The organism is Streptomyces sp. P6-2-1, assembly GCF_050613165.1.
Lineage (GTDB): Bacteria > Actinomycetota > Actinomycetes > Streptomycetales > Streptomycetaceae > Streptomyces.
This window is the reverse complement of the sequence record NZ_CP192513.1, coordinates 4,905,198-4,921,788: the sequence shown is the minus strand read 5'-3', so window position 1 is coordinate 4,921,788 and position 16,591 is coordinate 4,905,198. Positions and strand designations below refer to the sequence as shown.

12 protein-coding genes are annotated in these 16,591 nt (G+C 75.0%); 1 reads left to right on the top strand and 11 read right to left on the bottom strand.

Annotated elements, in window-relative coordinates:
- Positions 1-120 precede the first annotated feature (120 nt).
- The gene (locus ACQYWQ_RS21140) at positions 121-1,662 is read left to right on the top strand and encodes an alpha/beta hydrolase (protein ID WP_431036636.1); all 1,542 of its coding nucleotides are present in this window, start codon (positions 121-123) and stop codon (positions 1,660-1,662) included.
- A gap of 117 nt (positions 1,663-1,779) precedes the next feature.
- Here the strand turns inward: ACQYWQ_RS21140 and moeZ are convergent, their stop codons facing one another.
- The 11 genes from moeZ to ACQYWQ_RS21085 form a co-directional block, all read right to left on the bottom strand.
- Complete coding sequence (gene moeZ, locus ACQYWQ_RS21135; RefSeq protein WP_431036634.1) at positions 1,780-2,958, bottom strand: adenylyltransferase/sulfurtransferase MoeZ; 1,179 nt, start codon at positions 2,956-2,958, stop codon at positions 1,780-1,782.
- Positions 2,959-3,021: 63 nt separating this feature from the next.
- Positions 3,022-3,792 carry a spherulation-specific family 4 protein gene (locus ACQYWQ_RS21130; protein WP_431039279.1) on the bottom strand — a complete coding sequence of 257 codons (771 nt, stop codon included), beginning with the start codon at positions 3,790-3,792 and terminating at the stop codon, positions 3,022-3,024.
- 511 nt (positions 3,793-4,303) lie between these two features.
- Positions 4,304-5,317 (bottom strand): NAD-dependent epimerase/dehydratase family protein, encoded by a 1,014-nt coding sequence (locus tag ACQYWQ_RS21125; protein ID WP_431036632.1) that lies wholly within the window; start codon positions 5,315-5,317, stop codon positions 4,304-4,306.
- Positions 5,318-5,435: 118 nt separating this feature from the next.
- The gene (locus ACQYWQ_RS21120; RefSeq protein WP_431036631.1) at positions 5,436-6,611 is read right to left on the bottom strand and encodes a hypothetical protein; all 1,176 of its coding nucleotides are present in this window, start codon (positions 6,609-6,611) and stop codon (positions 5,436-5,438) included.
- Positions 6,608-8,830, bottom strand: a complete 2,223-nt coding sequence (locus tag ACQYWQ_RS21115) for a DUF3492 domain-containing protein (RefSeq protein WP_431036630.1) — start codon at positions 8,828-8,830, stop codon at positions 6,608-6,610. Before ACQYWQ_RS21115 ends, ACQYWQ_RS21120 begins: the two co-directional genes overlap by 4 nt.
- Before the next feature lie 286 nt (positions 8,831-9,116).
- Positions 9,117-10,760, bottom strand: a complete 1,644-nt coding sequence (locus ACQYWQ_RS21110) for a dipeptide ABC transporter ATP-binding protein (RefSeq protein ID WP_431036629.1) — start codon at positions 10,758-10,760, stop codon at positions 9,117-9,119.
- Complete coding sequence (locus ACQYWQ_RS21105; protein ID WP_431036627.1) at positions 10,757-11,746, bottom strand: ABC transporter permease; 990 nt, start codon at positions 11,744-11,746, stop codon at positions 10,757-10,759. Before ACQYWQ_RS21105 ends, ACQYWQ_RS21110 begins: the two co-directional genes overlap by 4 nt.
- A complete protein-coding gene (locus ACQYWQ_RS21100) occupies positions 11,743-12,819 on the bottom strand; it encodes an ABC transporter permease (RefSeq protein ID WP_431036625.1) in 1,077 nt (358 codons plus the stop codon). The genes ACQYWQ_RS21105 and ACQYWQ_RS21100 overlap by 4 nt, the downstream gene beginning before the upstream one ends.
- Positions 12,820-12,943: 124 nt before the next feature.
- On the bottom strand, positions 12,944-14,710 hold the full coding sequence (locus ACQYWQ_RS21095; protein WP_431036623.1) for an ABC transporter substrate-binding protein: 1,767 nt from the start codon (positions 14,708-14,710) through the stop codon (positions 12,944-12,946).
- Between the two features lie 180 nt (positions 14,711-14,890).
- A complete protein-coding gene (locus ACQYWQ_RS21090) occupies positions 14,891-14,983 on the bottom strand; it encodes an Ms4533A family Cys-rich leader peptide (protein ID WP_431036621.1) in 93 nt (30 codons plus the stop codon).
- A 91-nt stretch (positions 14,984-15,074) separates the two neighbouring features.
- Positions 15,075-16,460 carry a DUF3152 domain-containing protein gene (locus tag ACQYWQ_RS21085; protein ID WP_431036620.1) on the bottom strand — a complete coding sequence of 462 codons (1,386 nt, stop codon included), beginning with the start codon at positions 16,458-16,460 and terminating at the stop codon, positions 15,075-15,077.
- Positions 16,461-16,591: the final 131 nt, after the last annotated feature.

Genomic DNA, 16,591 nt, shown 5'->3' with positions numbered 1-16,591 from the left:
GAAGGGGAGCGGTACGTGCGGGGTGCGGGGGCGGTACGGCGGTACGGGGACGGCGCGGCGCTTCGGGGCGGGGCGGGCGCGGCGCTTCGGCGGGCGGCGGGCGGGCGGCGCGGGGGGCTCGTGGCCCTCGTGCTCGCGCTGCTCCTGGTGCTGAGTGGCTGCTCGGGGGGCGGCACGCGGGGTGACCGGGGGAACGCGGGGCCGGGCTCCCCTTCCGCGTCGCCCGCCCCGTCCCCCTCCCCCACCGGCTCCGCGTCGCCCGGGCTGCCCCGCGCGCTCACGGGGCAGAAGCTCGCGTGGAAGGAGTGCGGGGCGACCGAGGGGTACGCGGCACCGGGGCGCGCGTGGCGGTGCGCGCGGCTGACGGTGCCCGTGGACTGGGCGGAGCCGGAGGGGAAGACACTACGGATGGCGGTCATCCGCAGCGCGGCGACGGGCGAGCGGCGCGGCTCGCTCGTCTTCAACTTCGGCGGCCCCGGCGGCTCGGGCGTGAGCCTGCTGCCGCTCTTCGCACCTGGGTACGGGACACTGCACCGCGCGTACGACCTCGTGAGCTTCGACCCGCGCGGGGTCGGCGGCAGCGCGCGGGTGGACTGCCGGGACGACGCGGCCGTGGCCCGCGCCGAGCGCACCGTCGACCTCACCCCGGACACCCCTGCCGAGGAGCGCGCCTTCCTCGCCGACGCGAGCGCCTTCGGCAAGAGCTGCGCGCGGACGACGGGGGCGCTGCTCCCCCAGCTGACGACGGCGAACACCGCACGCGACCTCGACCTGCTCCGTACGGTCCTCGGCGAGGCGAAGCTCGACTACTTCGGCGTCTCGTACGGGACGGAGCTGGGCGGCACGTACGCGCACCTCTTCCCTGGGCACGTGGGCCGCATGGTGCTGGACGCGGTCGTGGACCCGGCGGCGGACACGGTGGAGCACGCGAAGGGGCAGGCGCGCGGCTTCCAGCGCGCCCTGAACAACTACTTCCGCTCGCTCGACGAGGACCCGAGGACCGGCACGGCGAAGGTCGCCGGGCTGCTCAAGACGCTCGACGCGCACCCGCTGCCCGCGGGCAGGGGCCGCGCGCTGACCGAGTCCCTGGCCGTCACCGGGCTCGTCTCCCCCCTGTACAGCGAGGCCTCCTGGCCCCAGCTCACCCGGGCGCTCGACGCCGCGTACGCGGGCGACGGCGGACCGCTCCTGGCGCTCGCCGACTCCTACAACGACCGCGACCCCGACGGCCACTACGGCAAACAGGCCCAGGCCCAGCGCGCCATCTCCTGCGCCGACGACAGCACCCGGCCCACGGCGGCCCAGGCCCGCGCCCGGCTCGCCGAGTTCCGCGCGATCTCCCCGGTCTTCGGGCCCTTCCTCGGCTGGGACACGGCGGGCTGGTGCCACGACTGGCCCGCCGAGGGCGAGCGCACCACCCCCGAGGTCTCGGCGCCCGGCGCCCCGCCGATCCTGGTCGTCGGCAACACGGGCGACCCCGCGACGCCCTTCGAGGGCGCGGCCCGCATGGCGAAGGAACTCGGCGAGGACGTCGGCGTCGAGCTGGTGTGGCACGGCGAGGGCCACGGGGCGTACGGCAGCGGGAGCGCGTGCGTGGACGACACGGTGGACGCGTACCTCGTCCGCGGAAAGGTCCCCGCGGCGGGCAAGGAGTGCCGCTGACGCGCGGCACCGCCCCGGGGCGGTGCCGGTGAGCCCGCGACGCGAAGCGCCCCCCGCCCGCCTTGAGGGCGGAAGGGGGGCGCCTGGTCGGTCGCGTCCGGGGTGACCCGCTCCCGGTCAGTAGACGGGCTTCTCCGGCTCGATCGCGTTGACCCAGCCGATGACGCCGCCGCCCACGTGGACCGCGTCGGCGAAACCGGCGGACTTGAGGACCGCGAGAACCTCCGCGCTGCGGACGCCTGTCTTGCAGTGCAGGACGATCTTCTTGTCCTGCGGGAGGCCCTGGAGGGCGTTGCCCATCAGGAACTCGTTCTTCGGGATCAGCCGGGCGCCCGGGATCGAGACGATCTCGTACTCGTTCGGCTCGCGGACGTCGATGATGTCGATGTTCTCGCCGTCGTCGATCCACGCCTTGAGCTGCTTCGGCGTGATCGTCGAGCCCGCGGCCGCCTCCTGCGCCTCGTCGGAGACGACGCCGCAGAACGCCTCGTAGTCGATCAGCTCGGTGACCGTGGCGTTCGGGCCGCAGACCGCGCAGTTGGGGTCCTTGCGGACCTTGACCTCGCGGTACTTCATCTCCAGGGCGTCGTAGATCATCAGGCGCCCGACGAGCGGGTCGCCGATGCCCGCCAGGAGCTTGATGGCCTCGGTGACCTGGATCGAGCCGATCGAGGCGCACAGCACGCCGAGGACGCCGCCCTCGGCGCAGGAGGGCACCATGCCGGGGGGCGGGGGCTCCGGGTAGAGGCAGCGGTAGCAGGGACCGTGCTCGGACCAGAAGACGGACGCCTGCCCGTCGAAGCGGTAGATCGAGCCCCAGATGTACGGCTTGTTCAGCAGCACACAGGCGTCGTTGACGAGGTACCTGGTCGCGAAGTTGTCGGTGCCGTCGACGATCAGGTCGTACTGGCTGAACATGTCCATCACGTTGTCGGCTTCGAGCCGCTCCTCGTGCAGGATCACGTTCACGTACGGGTTGATGCCCTTGACCGTGTCGCGCGCCGACTCGGCCTTCGAGCGGCCGATGTCGGCCTGGCTGTGGATGATCTGGCGCTGGAGGTTGGACTCGTCCACCTCGTCGAACTCGACGATGCCGAGGGTGCCCACCCCGGCGGCCGCGAGGTACATCAGGGTCGGCGAGCCGAGACCGCCCGCCCCCACGGCGAGGACCTTGGCGTTCTTGAGCCGTTTCTGTCCGTCCATCCCGACGTCCGGGATGATCAGGTGGCGCGAGTACCTGCGGACCTCATCGACGGTGAGCTCAGCGGCTGGCTCGACCAGGGGTGGCAGCGACACGGCAACTCCGTTGGTCGGTTTTTCGGAAGACTGCTTCTGTCCGTAACAGTGCCACGGCGCTTTTCATTCCGAGACACCCCGTCCGGTCCGCGAGACGATTTCGTCCCAGTAGCCGGGCAGGGCCGCGAATACCCCGATTCCTCCCTCCTCTTGGGGCTCGGGCGGGCAGCGGTCGGTGACCGCCACGGTGCCCGCGCCCTGCCAGCGGGCGAGCCGCAGCGCCTCCTCGACGCGGGTCGCCGGGACCGAGTGGACGAGGTGGCAGAAGCGCTCGGCGGGCAGCTCGGCGGTCCACTCGGGGGGCCGCGACCAGCGATAACGGCTCCAGGGCCCGGTAAAGGTGACGAGTTGGGCCGCGAGGTCCGCGTAGCCGGGGTGCGGGGGGACGCCGTGGCCGAGGACGACGTGGGCGGGGCCGAGCGCCCGCACCCGGGCGAGCAGGCGTGTCACGGCGGGCAGCCACCGTGCGTCGGCCGGACAGCGGTGCACGTAGTAGCCGTCGACGCGGTACCAGTCACGCCAGGCGCGGGCCTGGGCGAGGACGAGGTGCGGGTTCGTCGCCCCGTACGCGAGGTCGAGCCGCCCGAGGACGAGCGCGGAGCCCGGCCCGCGCCGCCTGCCCGCGTTGCTGATCCGCCCGGCGGCGAGCAGGCAGTCGGGATCGGGCCGCTGCCCCGGCCCGTTGTCCACGTCGAGGACCGCCCAGTGGACGGCCGCGTCCTCGCGCAGCGGCTCGGCCCACTCGCCGGGCGCGAGGAGCGGGTGCGGGAGCGCGGGCAGCGCGAGGCGCACGGGGACGCGGGCCGGGGCGGGCACGGCCGGGTGCGGGGCCACGGCGGGAAGGGCGGGGACGGGGAGCGCGGGGGCGGGGGGCGGCGCGCCCTGGGGGTCGGCGGCCGCCGCCGCGCCCTGGGGGTCGGCGGGGGGCGGCGGGCCCTTCCGCACGAGGGGCGCCGTCCCGCCCTGGCGCCGCTCGCCGTTCACCGGGGGCTTCGCGGGAGCGGTCCTGGGAGCGCTGGCCGGAGCGGCCCTCGGAGCCTTCGCCTGAGCACTCCTCGGACCGTTGGTCTGCGCACTCCTCGGACCGTTGGTCTGCGCACTCCTCGGACCGTTGGCCACCGGGCCACTCCTCGGAGCGTTCGCCGGGGCGCCCCCCGGTGCCTTCCCCTGCGCCCCCTCCCCCGCGACCTCCGCAGATACGTTTCGGCGCGCGTGCCGACCGCGCACGTCCCTCCGCTCGTTTTTCACGCGACCGCCCCCTCCCCCCGGGCGGAGCCACCGGCGCGCGCGCCGCTGGGTTCCTGCCCGGGGGAGACGGTCCGGCCCGCGAAAGGATTCGGGCCGGTCACATCCGGCATGCCGCCTCCATCCAGATGTCGGCGAGCGATTCCTCCAGGTTGATGCGGGGGCGCCAGCCGAGCCGGTCGCGCGCGGTGCGTACGTCGGCCTGCTGCCAGGGCCCGCAGCCGTCCGGGTAGGGGTGGGGCGCGGCGGGCGCGGAGAGGGTGTGGTCGGAGTCGCCGCGCGGGTGGCCGATCGCGGGCCGAAGCGGCCCGTGGCCCGCGTGGTGCTCGCGGATCGGGAGGCCGGGGCCGAAGCCGGGGGGCGAGTCGAGTTCGTGGAGCGTGCCGTTGAAGCCGGCGACGCGGGCGAGGATGCTCGCCGCCTCGCGCAGCCGTACGGCGCGCCCCGAGCCGATGTTGACGACGCCCTGCGCGGCCGAGAGCGAGGCCGCGTGGACGGCGCGCGCGACGTCCCGTACGTCGACGAAATCGCGCTGCACACCCAGCCCGCCGAGCTTCAGCTCGGTGTCCCCCGACTGCATGGCGCGCCGCATCGCCTCGGCGAGCCGCCCGAGCGGCGAACCCGCGGGGGTGCCGGGGCCCACCGGGGAGAAGACGCGCAGGACGACGGCGTCGAGCCCGGAGCCGAGGACGAGTTCGGTCGCGGCGAGTTTGCTGACACCGTACGGACCACCGGGACGCGGCACCGCGTCCTCGGCGGTCGAGGAGCCCGGCTGGCTCGGCCCGTACTCGGCGCCGCAGCCGAGCTGGACGAGGCGCGCGCCGCAGCCGCTGCGCCGCAGTGCCTCGCAGATCGTCGCGACGGCGACGGTGTTGTGCCGGGTCAGGTCGCGCGCCCCGCCCCGCACCGTACCGGCGCAGTTGACGACGACGCCGGGATGGACGGCGTCGAAGAAGCGGGTGAGCGCCCCCGGGCTGCCCGTCGCGAGGTCGAAGCGGACGTCGGCGTCGTCGCCGCGGCCGAGGACGGTGAGCTGGACGGCCGGGTCGGCGAGAAGGCGGTCGGCGACGAAGCGGCCGAGGTAGCCGCCGGCTCCGATCAGCAGGACCCTCATCGGGCACCTCCGGTGGTGGTGAGGGTGGGGCTCATGACGCGTTCTCCTTCGGGCGTGGTGCCGTGGGTCGGTTCGGCCCGCGGTGTCGGCGCCGCGGGAGGGGGAAAGGGCTGAGGGGTCACCGGAGTTCTTCCCGCGCGCAGGCGTCCGCCGGGGCGGCGCTTCGCGCGTACGCGGAGGCGCGGGAGAGGGCGGGGACCGTGCGGACGAGGAGCGTGAGGACCGCGAGCGAGCAGGCGAGCGCGGGGACCGCGCCCGTGCCGCCGAGCGCGGTGAGGCGTTCCACGGGCGTCGCGAGCGCGGCGGCGCCGGGGAGCCGGGAGGCGAAGAGCGAGGCGAGCGCGAGGAACTGCCCCGCGCAGGCGATGAGGAGCGCGGTGCGCGCGGCCTCGGCCCTGCCGTGCTGGACCATGAGCCTGGCGAGCAGCAGGAGCGCGCCGAGGCTCCCCGCCGAGAGGAGTCCCGTGGCCTGGTGCAGGGTCGCCGCGCTGACGCCGAGGAGGCCCCACAGGGTGCACAGGTAGAGGGCGAAGAGCGCGAGCAGGAGCGGCCACACGGAGGCGGCGAAGTCGTCGAGGCTGCGGCTGCTGCCCAGGCGCCTGCGCGCCCCGCGCCGGAAGGCGCGCACGCAGGCGGCGGCGGGCACGAGCGAGGCGAGCAGCGCGAGCAGCGGGGCGGTGCGCGGGGCCCAGGCGCCGTCGGGGCCGCCGCTGAGCGCCTGCGAGATGAGCCCTTCGCCGTAGAGGGCGGCGGCGAGGAGGAGCAGGACGTACGCGGCGGTGCCCGGGGCCGCGGGGAAGCGGCTGCCGAGCGGGCCCCTGCGCAGGCAGGCGCGGAGCGCGAGGAGGACGGCGGCGCCGGTGCCGACGGCGAGCGCGAGACGGGGTCTGCCCGCGGTGTGCGGCCAGGCGGCGAGCCCGGCGGCGGCGAGGAGCGCGGGGAGCGGGAGGAGGAGCAGCCTGGCCGGGGTGCGGGGAGCGCGGGTGCGGGCGGCGGCGGCCGGGGGGTGGAGTTCGGCGGCGGCGTGGTCCTCGGTGTGCGGGACGCGCGCGTACATCTCCTCGGCGAGGGCGAAGACGTCGCGGTGGCGGTAGGCGCGCGCGGTGCGTTCCGTGACGCCGCGCGCTTCGAGTCCCGCGGCGATCTCCAGCGGGTCGACGGCGTCGGCGCACAGGTCGTGGTGGATGAGCATGAGGCTCTTGACGGGGTCGACGGCGGAGGACATGGGCTCCGGCTCCTGGGGTGCGGGCGTGTCGTCGGCCGTGCCCGTCGGTGTGCGGGTCGGGCTGCTCATCGGGTGGTCTCCATAGCGCGCTCGGTCGTGGTCAGGTCGCCCGCGGCCCAGGACGCGGTGCGGGCGCCGGGGACGGCGAGGAGGGGCGGGGCGGGGTGCGGTGGTGCGGTGAGGTCGTGGTAGATCGCGCGGAAGGCGGCGATGTTCTGCTCGACGGTGAAGAGTTCGAGGGCGCGGGCGCGGGCCGCAGCGCCGAGCAGGGCGCGGTGCTCGGGGTCGCGGAGCAGGCCGAGGCAGGCGGCGGCGAGCGCGGCCGGCTCGCGGGGCGGGACGACGACGCCGGTGCCGCCGACGACTTCGAGCACGGCGCCGACGTCGGTGGAGACGGTGGCGCGGGCGCAGAACATGGCCTCGACGAGGCTGATGGGGAAGCCTTCGGCGGTGCTGGAGAGGACGACGGCGTCGGCGCCCGCGTAGACCTCGGCGAGGTCGGGTCCGAAGCCGGGGCCGCCGCCGGACTCGCCGCCGGGGCCGCGGTCCGTGCCCGCGTCCGTGCCCGCGTCCGTTCCCGCGTCCTTCGCCCCCGTGTCCCCCTCCGCGTCCGCTTCCGGCACGGCGAGGTCGAAGCGGACGGGGCAGGGGCGGCCCTCCGGGTCGGCGGGGAAGAGCGTGGCGGTCAGGGCACGGCAGGAGTCGAGGTAGGTGCGGGCCGCTTCGTCATCGGCGGTCCCGACGAGGCGCAGCGTGGCGCGCGGCTCGGCCTCGTGCACCGTCGTGAAGGCGCGCAGGAGTGTGTGCAGGTCCTTGGCGGGCTCGATCCGCCCGACCCAGACGAGGTCCCAGCCGCTGCGCTCGGTGCCGGTCCGTGCGGGCGCTCCGGGCGGCGGTACGGGGGGTGTCCCGGGCTCCGGCGCCGCGTCGGCGCGGGCGTAGGCCCGCCCGAGCACGGGTGCGCGCCGCTCGCCCGCGTCCCCCGTGCCCCGGAACGGGCGTGCGGGGCGCCCGCCGAGCGGCTCGACCTCGCCCGGCACGTACGCGATCCGGACCTCGACGGCCTCGGCGGGGCGCGTCTCCGTGCCGGAGGGGGTCGCGTCGGCTCCGGGGGCGGTCTTCCCCGTACGGGCGGAGGCGCCCGTACCCGCCGCGGCGCGGCCCGCGTCCGCCGCCGTGCCGCCCGCGTCCGCCGCGGTGCCGGCCCCGTCGCCCGTGTCCGCCGCGGTGCCGTGCGGCGACGCCCCCGCGACCCCGGCGAAGCGCTCGGCGTCCATCCCCGGGTACACGGTGCGCAGCTTCTCGGGGTCGGCGCCGCAGCGCTCCTGCCAGCGGCGGGCGTGGGCGTTGCCCGGGGTGATGAGGGAGGCGGCGCGGTAGACGTCGGCGGCGAGGGCGCGGTGGAAGCCGCCGAGCACGGCGCGGACGGGGGCGCCGAGGGTGCGGGCGGTGGTCCTCTCGTCCTCGTCGAGGTGGCGGGCGCCGTCGAGGTAGAGGGTGCGCAGGCGGACGCCGTACTCGGTGACGAGGAGCGGGACGCCGTGGAGGTGGTGGGCGAGGAGGCCGGGGAGCGCGGCGATGCCGCCGGTCGTGGCGTGGCACAGGCCGACGCCGCCGAGTCCGTCCGCGTCGTACCAGTCGAGGGCGAGCGGGCGCAGCGCGCGTTCGACGAGGTCGGCGATGAGGAGGAGGTCGGGGACGCGGGCGCGGCGGGCCGCGGGGACGGCGCCCGTGGCGCGGCAGGCGCTCTCCAGGACGCGGACGGCGGCCTCGGAGCGCAGCAGTCCGGAGAGCGGGCCGTGTTCCTGGGCGAGCGCGGTGAGGCCGAGGAGCGCCTCGGCGAAGGGGCTCGTCACGGGCGGTGCGGGCGCGGGGGGCCCGGCGGGGGCGGTGGACGATGTGGCGGCGATCCCGGCGAGCGCGGTGAGGCCGAGGAGGCCGCCGGGTGATGTCGCGGGGGGCGGGGCGGCCGGCGCGGGGAGCGGGGGCGGGGTCGTGGCCGCGCACGCGGTCGTCGCGAGCGCCGCGAAGTGCTCCAGGGCCTCGCGGCGCACGCGGCGACCGGGGCGCGGCCCGTCGTCGGGGGCGTCCCACAGCGCGGCGGTGCGGACCCGGTGGACGTGCTCGGGCAGGCGGACCCAGCCCAGGTCCTCCTGGCGGCTGCCGCGGCTGAAGGCGTAGACGTCGAAGGCGTACGTGCCGAGACCGCGCACGAGGCGGTCGCACCAGAGTCTCGCCTCGCCGTTCACGTACGGATAGCCGCCGTCGGTCAGCAGTCCTATGCGCACGAGCGCGCACCCCCGATCTCCCGTTCACGGGGCCGCCCTTCGGTCGGCGACCCACAGCGGGACGAAGGTATGCGCAGGTATGGGGGGTCCGGCGGACGGTTGTCCGTCGGACCACCGGAAGGGGTGAAGAGTCGTAACCATTCCCGGGCGGGGGCGTTTTAGGGGCGCGAAAGCGGGGGTACGTGCGCGCGAGGCCCGGCGCGAGACCCCGCGGGCGCCCCTCGCGAGGCGCCCGCCACTGCTCCGTTCGGCGGCGTACGGCGACGTCCGCCGCCCCGGCGCGGGGTCAGACCGCCGCGGCCTCCTCCGCGTGCCCTCGCGCGCGCTCCGCGCGCCTTCGCGCCCGCCGTCGCGCCGCGTCGGCCGGGTCCAGGACCGGGACCGCGTCGAGGAGCCGGCGCGTGTACGGGTCGGCCGGCTCGCCGTAGACGCGGGAGACCGGGCCCTCCTCGACGAGCTTCCCCGCGCGCAGCACGAGGACGCGTTCGCTGACCTGGCGGACCACGGCGAGGTCGTGGGCGACGAAGACGAGGGCGAGGCCGAGTTCCTGGCGCAGTTCGTCGAGCAGCGCGATGACCTGGGCCTGCGTCGTGACGTCGAGCGCCGAGACGGCCTCGTCGGCGAGGAGGACGGCGGGTTCGGGCGCGAGGGCGCGGGCGATGCCGACGCGCTGGCGCTGGCCGCCGCTGAACTCGTGCGGGTAGCGGTCGTACTGGGCGGGGTCGAGGCCGACGCGGGTGAGGAGCCCTTCGACGCGGGCGCGGATCGCGGCCTCGTCGCGGTCGCCGCGGGCGCGCAGCGGGTCGGCGATGGACTCGCCGATGCCGCGGCGCGGGTTGAGCGAGGACGCGGGGTCCTGGAAGACCATTTGCACGGCGGGGCGGCGCCCTTCGCGCGCGGCCGCCGCGCCCCCGTACGACACCGTGCCCCCGCTCGGTTCGAGGAGCCCGACGAGCATCCGCCCGAGCGTCGTCTTGCCGCTGCCGCTCTCGCCGACGATGCCGATGCTCTCGCCGGGCCGCACGGTGAGCGAGACGCCTTCGAGCGCGGTGACCGCGCGCGGCCCCCGCCCGTACACCTTGGTCAGCCCGCGTGCGGTGAGGAGTGGTTCGCCCTCGGATTCGAGACTGCGGGCGACCGGCCCGTCGAGCCTGGGGACGGCGCCGAGCAGGGCGCGCGTGTAGGGCGCGCGGGGCGCGCCGAGTACCTCGCGCACCGGTCCGCGCTCCTCGACACGGCCCTGCTTCATGACGATGACGTCGTCGACGCTGCCCGCCGCCACGCCCACGTCGTGCGTGACGAGGACGAGCCCGAGCCCTTCGTCGGTGCGCAGTTCGTGCAGCAGGTCCAGGATCTGGGCCTGCACGGTGACGTCGAGCGCGGTCGTCGGCTCGTCGGCGACGAGGAGCCGAGGGGCGCAGGCGAGCGCCATCGCGATGAGGGCGCGCTGCCGCATCCCGCCGCTGAACTCGTGCGGCCTGGAGCGGGCGCGCCTGGCCGCGTCGGGGATGCCGACCCGGTCGAGCACGTCGACGGCGCGGGCGCGCGCGGCCCGCCGCGAGGCGCCGCTGTGCAGCCGGGCGACCTCGGCGATCTGGTCGCCGATCGCGTGGTACGGGTCGAGCGAGGACAGCGGGTCCTGGAAGACCATCGCGACGGTGCCGCCGCGCAGTCTCCGCACGTCTCCGTCGGAGGCGGTGAGTACGTCGGTCCCGGCGACCCGTACGCTGCCGCCGACCTCGGCGCCCGTACCGCGGTGCAGGTCCAGGAGGGCGTACGCGGTCGCGCTCTTGCCCGAGCCGGACTCCCCCACGATGCCGAGCGCGCCCCCGGCGCGGAGGCTGAAGGAGACGTGGTCGACGGCGCGCAGCGCCCCGAAGTCGACGGTGAGGTCGCGTACATCGAGCAGAGGCTCGTCGGAGACGGTCATGCGAGGGTCACCCGTCGGTCGGCCACCACGTACAGGACGTCCGCGACGGCGTTGGCCAGGACTACGAAGAAGCCGATCACCAGGACGGCGCCGACGACGACCGGCAGGTCGGAGACCTGCACGGCCTGGACGAGGGCGCGCCCGAGCCCGGGGATGCCGAAGAGCGATTCGGTGAGGGTCGCGCCGCCGAACATCGTGCCCACGTCGAGCGCGCTCATCGCGATGACGGGGGCGAAGGCGCCGCGCAGCGCGTGCCGCACGACGAGGGAGCGCTCGCTGACGCCGTAGGCGCGGAAGGTGCGCACGTGGTCCTCGGCGAGGGTCTCCAGCATCGCGCTCCGCGTGAGGCGCGCGTACTTCGCCGACTCGATGAGCGCGAGCGAGAACCAGGGCAGCACGAGGTTCCACGCCCACTGCTCGGGGTCCTGCGAGAACGGTACGTACGTCGGGAAGGGCAGCCACTGGAGCGTCGAGCAGAAGATGATGATGAGCACGAGCCCGATCACGAAGACGGGCGTCGCCGTCCCGGCGAGCGTGATCCCGGTGAGGACGCGCTCGGTGGGCCGCCCGCGCCGCCAGGCGGAGAGAATCCCGGTCCCGACACCGAGAATCAGCCACAGCACGAAGGCGCCGACGACGAGCGAGCCCGAGACGGGCAGCTTGTTCGCGATGAGCGTCGTGACGGGCTGTCCGCTGCGGTACGACATGCCGAGGCAGGGCGCGCCGCAGTGCTCGCTGCCGGTCCCGGTCGAGTAGTCGCGGCCCGCGAAGATGCCCTGGAGGAAGTGCCAGTACTGGGCCCATACGGGATCGCCGAGCCCGAGCCTGTCGTGCACCTGCGCGACCTGCGCGGGCGAGCAGCGCGGGCCGCAGATGGTCTGCGCGACGTTGCCGGGGATGACGTAGAAGAGGGCGTAGACGAGGGCGGAGAGCAGGAGCAGCACGAGGAGCGCGCCGACGAGCCGCCGGATCAGGAAGCGGGTCATCGGGCGTCACCTTCGTCGTCGCGCGGGGCGGGTACGGCGGCGGGCGCTGCGGTACGGGGGGCCCGGGCCGCGTCCTTCGTACGGTCGCCGCGCAGCCGGTTCCGCAGCTTCCGCGTCCCCGTCGCGAGCCGCGACTCGGCGCGCGGGTCGAGTGCGGTGCGGACGCCCTCGCCGAAGACGGTGAGCGAGAGGACCGTGAGGAAGAGCAGCCCGGCGGGGAGCAGCAGGTAGGTGGGCGCGGCCTGGTACCACGTGTTGGCGTCCGTGATCATCTGCCCCCACGAGGGTGTCGGCGGGATGATGCCGACGCCGAGGAAGGAGAGCCCGGCCTCGGTGATGATGTTGCCGGGGAAGAGCAGCACGGTGTAGCCGATGACCGGCGCGGCGAGCGAGGGCAGCAGTTCGCGGCGCGCGATGCGCCACGTGCGCCAGCCGCTCAGGCGCGCGGCGGCGACGTAGTCGAGCGCGGCGAGCGACTTGGCCTGCGCGCGGACGATGCGCGAGGTCCCCGTCCAGCCGATGAGGCCCATGATGAGCGCGAGGAGCACCGCACGGGGCAGGAAGCCGGGGGCCACGGCGAGCAGGGCCAGCGCGAGGATGTTCATCGGGAGGGCGACGGTGATGTCCGTGACGCGGCTGATGAGCTGGTCGACGAGCTTGTTGCCGAGGGCGGCGGCGAGGCCGAGCCCGACGCCCAGTACCACCTGGATCGTGGTCGCGAAGAAGGCGATGCCGAGCGAGACGCGGGCGCCGTAGACGAGGCGCGCGAAGAGGTCGCGGCCGGTCTGCGGTTCGACGCCGAGCCAGTGGCTGCCGCTCACGCCGCCGAAGGAGCCGATCGGGACGCCGCCGGTGGCCGAGTCGACGAGCGAGGGGTGGTACGTCGTCGGGTCCTGGCCTTCGAGCGCGGTGAGCAGCGGGGCGAGGACGGCGACGAGGACGAGGAGGAGGACGACGCCGGCGGCGAGGAGCGCCGAGCGGCGGGCGCGCAGGCGTCGCCAGAAGGTGCGGGCCCCGGGCGCGGGCCCGGCGGGGGCCCCGCCGCCACCGGCGGTGAGGAGTGCTTCGGACATGGTGAGGGGTACCGCCGTGAGGGGGGATCGGGGGCCCGGGCCGGGTGGACGGACCGGGGCGGGGGACGGGTCCGGGGGCGGTACGGACCGGTCGCGCCGGTCCGTACCGCCCCCGCGTGCGGCCTTACTTGACCGCGACCTGCGAGATGTCGAGCACGCCCGTCCAGTCGCTGATCACGACGTTCTTGACGTCGGTGCCGACGAGCCGCTTGTAGACGGGGTGGAAGAGCGGCACGGTGAGGGCCTGCTCGCCGATCTTCTTGTCGAGCGCGCCCCAGCGCTTCGCCGCCTCGTCGAGGTCGGTGACCTTGTTGATCTCGTCGATCTCCTTGTTGACCGAAGGATCGTTCAGGCGGCCGGAGTTGAAGTTGTAGCCGTCCTTGACGATCTGGCGGCCGTCGAAGATCGGGCCGAGGAAGGGCCCGCCGGAGGGCCAGTCGGCGCCCCACCCGGCGAGGAAGGCGCCGGGCTCGGTCTTCACGCTGTAGACGGTGTCGCTGTAGTCGCTGGAGTCGAGGCCCTTGAGCGTGACCTTGATACCGGCCTTGGCGAGCGCGTCCTGGAGCGCGGTGGCGACCTCGGGGCTCGTCGCGAAGTTCTTCGCGTTGTTGTGGTAGAGCGTGATGGTGAGGCCCTTGGGGTAACCGGCCTCCTTCAGCAGCTCCTTGGCCTTCTGCGGGTTGCCGCTGTCCCCGGCGGGGAAGGGGTCGTACTTCGTGTAGCCGAAGGACTTCTGGTCGGGCAGGAAGGTCGTGGCGGGCTCGGCGAGCGCGGAGCCACCGGCCGCGTTGACGACGGAGGTGCGGTTGACGGCGTAGGCGACGGCCTCGCGGACCTTCGGGTTGTCGAAGGGCTTCACCTTCGGGTTGAAGGCGAGGTAGTTCGTGTAGCCGAAGTGCCCGGTGCCGACGCGCGAGGCGAGCTTCTTGTCCCCGGTGACCTTGGCCAGCTCGGCCGGGCCGAGGTTGGTGTCGGTCGTGATCGCGGCGGCGTCCTTGCCGACACTGGCCGAAAGTCGCTGGTTGATGACGGCCGAGTCGAGGCCGGAGCGGACGTCGATCTTGTCCGGGTAGGCCTTGCGCTGGTCGTCGGTGGCCGCGGACCAGTTGCTGTTGCGCGCCAGGGTGATGCGCTCGCCGTCGTTCTCGTTCGTCACGACCTTGTACGGGCCCGAGGAGACGGGGTGGTTCTCGTACTTCGTGCCGGTGTCCTTCGCCTTGGGCACGGGCGCGAACTGCGTCTGCGTGGCGAGGAAGGGGAACTCGCCCTCGGGCTTGTTGAGGTGGAAGACGATCGTGAGGTCGTCCGGGGTCTCGATCGAGTCGAGTCCCTTGCCGCTCTTGTCCTTGTAGGGGCCCTGGTAGTCCGCGCCGCCGATGAGCCAGTCGCGCAGGTACGGGGCGCCGCCGGACAGCTCACCGGCGAAGGAGCGCTCGATGCCGTACTTGATGTCGGCGCTCGTGATGGGCGAGCCGTCCTCGTACTTCAGGCCCTTCTTGAGGTGGTACGTCCACACCGTGGCGTTCTTGCTCGGGGTCCCGGTGTCCGTCGCGAGGTCGGGCACGACCTTGGAGCCGGCGGCGCCGTTCTCGCGGGCGCGCGTGGTGAGGGTGCGGAAGACGAGCGAGGGGATGTTGCCGCCGCCGGAGGTGTAGAGCCTGGCGGGGTCGAAGTCGGTGGTGGGCTGCGCGTTGAGGACGGTGAGGGTGCCGCCCTTGTGCGGGGCGCCGCTCGCCCCCGTACCGCCGCTCTTGGCGGTGTCCGAGGAGCCGTTGTCGTCGGGGCCGCAGGCGGCGAGGCCACCGGCGAGGACGAGGCTCACGACGAGCGCGGCGGCCCCGCGCGTACGGACGGATCTGCGGGCGGAGCCGGGCAGGGGGTGACGGGACATGCGGAATTCCTTGAACGAGCGGCACGCACGACGGGCCGGAGTGGGGGCGCTCCGGGGGTGGTTGCGAGCGGCCGCGCGCCCTGGCACGGGGCAGGGCGACGGGGGTGCGACCCGGAGCGTTGCGAGAGAAGCCGGCGCGGGGCCGCGGAAGGGACGGCGGGCGCCGGGGGAACGCTGGGGTCAGCTACAGATGATGTCGGCCACGCACAGCGCGGTGACACCGATGAGCGCGAGCTCAAAGGCGTACTGCGGCGTGATGCGGGCGTTCGACATGCGAAAAAATATGATCGATAGACGAACGGGTGTCAAAGCGAGAACGGTCACATTCGGGCCACCCCGGGCCGGGCGCCCCACCTGCCCCCGGTCAACTCTTCGGGTAGGGCCAGGGGTTGGGCAGGCAGGTGATGCCGTCGTGATCGAGGAATTTCGTCTGCTGCTGCATGACGGGCGCGAGCTGTCCGTTCCGGGTGCAGCTGACGTGGTTGTGCCCGAGCCTGTGCCCCACCTCGTGGTTGATCAGCATCTGCCGGTACGGGTGGATCGCGTCGCCGTACGTCGTCGAGCCCTGCGCCCAGCGGTAGGCGTTGATCATGACGCGGGGGGTCGCTGCCGAGTCGCAGGAGACGTTGTCGACGGTCGTGTCGAGGCCCGACTTGGCGCACCAGTCGGCGGTCGTGCCGGGGCTCGCGAGGGTCACGACGAAATCGGGCCTGCCCTTGGAGATCCGCTGGAAGGCGCGTTGTTCCTGGTGGGCCCAGCTGCGGTCGTCGTTGAGGGTCTTCTGCACGGCGTCGGCGAAGAGCTGTCCGTCGAGCCCGAGCCCGTCCTCGACGTCGACGCGGTAGCTGAGCAGCTGCGCGCCCTTGCGCGGGGCCCGCGCGCTGCCCGGCACGGTCGTGAAGGTGCCCGGCCCCTTGGCGTCGGCGGCGAGCGGGTACGTGCGGCCCATGAGTTCGTCGTACGTGGGCGGTGCCGACGGCGAGGGGCGCTCGCTCGGCACGGAGCGCTTGGCGTCCACCGAGGGGTGCGCGGCCCGCGCCTTCGCGTCGAGCGGCGCGGCGCCCTCGTGGTGCTGCCCCGAGACGACGACGGCCAGACCGAGCGTGAGCACGGCGGCGCAGGCCCCGGCGATGAGCCGCCCCCTGTGGCCGCCGCTCCCGGTCCCCGGCGCGGGCGCGGGGGGCTCGCCCTCGCCGTCACCGGAGGCGGCGCCGGGGGACGGCGGGGCCGCGGGCTGCGGGGTGCTGGGCTGCGGGGCTTTGGCGCGCGGCGTGAAGAGGTCGACGTCGTCCTCGTCGCCCGCGCGGGGCGGGGCGCCCTCGGCGCGGGCGGGGGTGGCGGGCGCGCCGAAGGGCCGGTCGAAGGCGTCGAGGTACTCGCGCCGGGGGCCACCGCCGTACGTGTCCCCCTGCTCCCCCGCGCCGAGCAGCCCCTCGCTCGGCCCTGGCCGCGCGGACTCGCCGGCCTCGGGGTGCGGGCCGCGTGCGTGCGGGACGGCGGGCGGCAGGGGCTGACGCAGGCCCGCGCCACCGGTCGCCGGGCGCTCCGCGGCCCCGGGTGCCGGTGGCCGCGCGGGCTCGGGGGCCTGTGCCCGCCGCGCCGCCTCGGGCGCCGGTCGCCGCGCGGCGACCGGGGCGCTCCGCTCGGGGGCCTCGCGGGGCCGCGCGCGCGGGACGTCGGGGGCAGGCGCGGCGGGTGCCGTGCCCGGCGTGCGGTCCTGCGGGTTCGGCGGACGGCGGTGTCGTCCCACGCGGTCCCTCGGCTTCCTGTCTCGCGCTGTCGTCTCGCTGTGTTCCCCGCCCGGCACCCGTGCCCGGCGTTCTGCCACCTCGTCCGGCGGTCCGTCCGCGGAGCGCCCTGCTCCCCCGCAACCTACGCGCC

Bases quoted from the DNA above. Each gene is read 5' to 3' on its own strand.
- ACQYWQ_RS21125 (WP_431036632.1), bottom strand. From the start codon at position 5,317: ATGAGGGTCCTGCTGATCGGAGCCGGCGGCTACCTCGGCCGCTTCGTC.
- ACQYWQ_RS21120 (WP_431036631.1), bottom strand. From the start codon at position 6,611: ATGAGCAGCCCGACCCGCACACCGACGGGCACGGCCGACGACACGCCC.
- ACQYWQ_RS21110 (WP_431036629.1), bottom strand. From the start codon at position 10,760: ATGACCGTCTCCGACGAGCCTCTGCTCGATGTACGCGACCTCACCGTC.
- ACQYWQ_RS21105 (WP_431036627.1), bottom strand. From the start codon at position 11,746: ATGACCCGCTTCCTGATCCGGCGGCTCGTCGGCGCGCTCCTCGTGCTG.
- ACQYWQ_RS21100 (WP_431036625.1), bottom strand. From the start codon at position 12,819: ATGTCCGAAGCACTCCTCACCGCCGGTGGCGGCGGGGCCCCCGCCGGG.
- ACQYWQ_RS21095 (WP_431036623.1), bottom strand. From the start codon at position 14,710: ATGTCCCGTCACCCCCTGCCCGGCTCCGCCCGCAGATCCGTCCGTACG.
- ACQYWQ_RS21090 (WP_431036621.1), bottom strand. From the start codon at position 14,983: ATGTCGAACGCCCGCATCACGCCGCAGTACGCCTTTGAGCTCGCGCTC.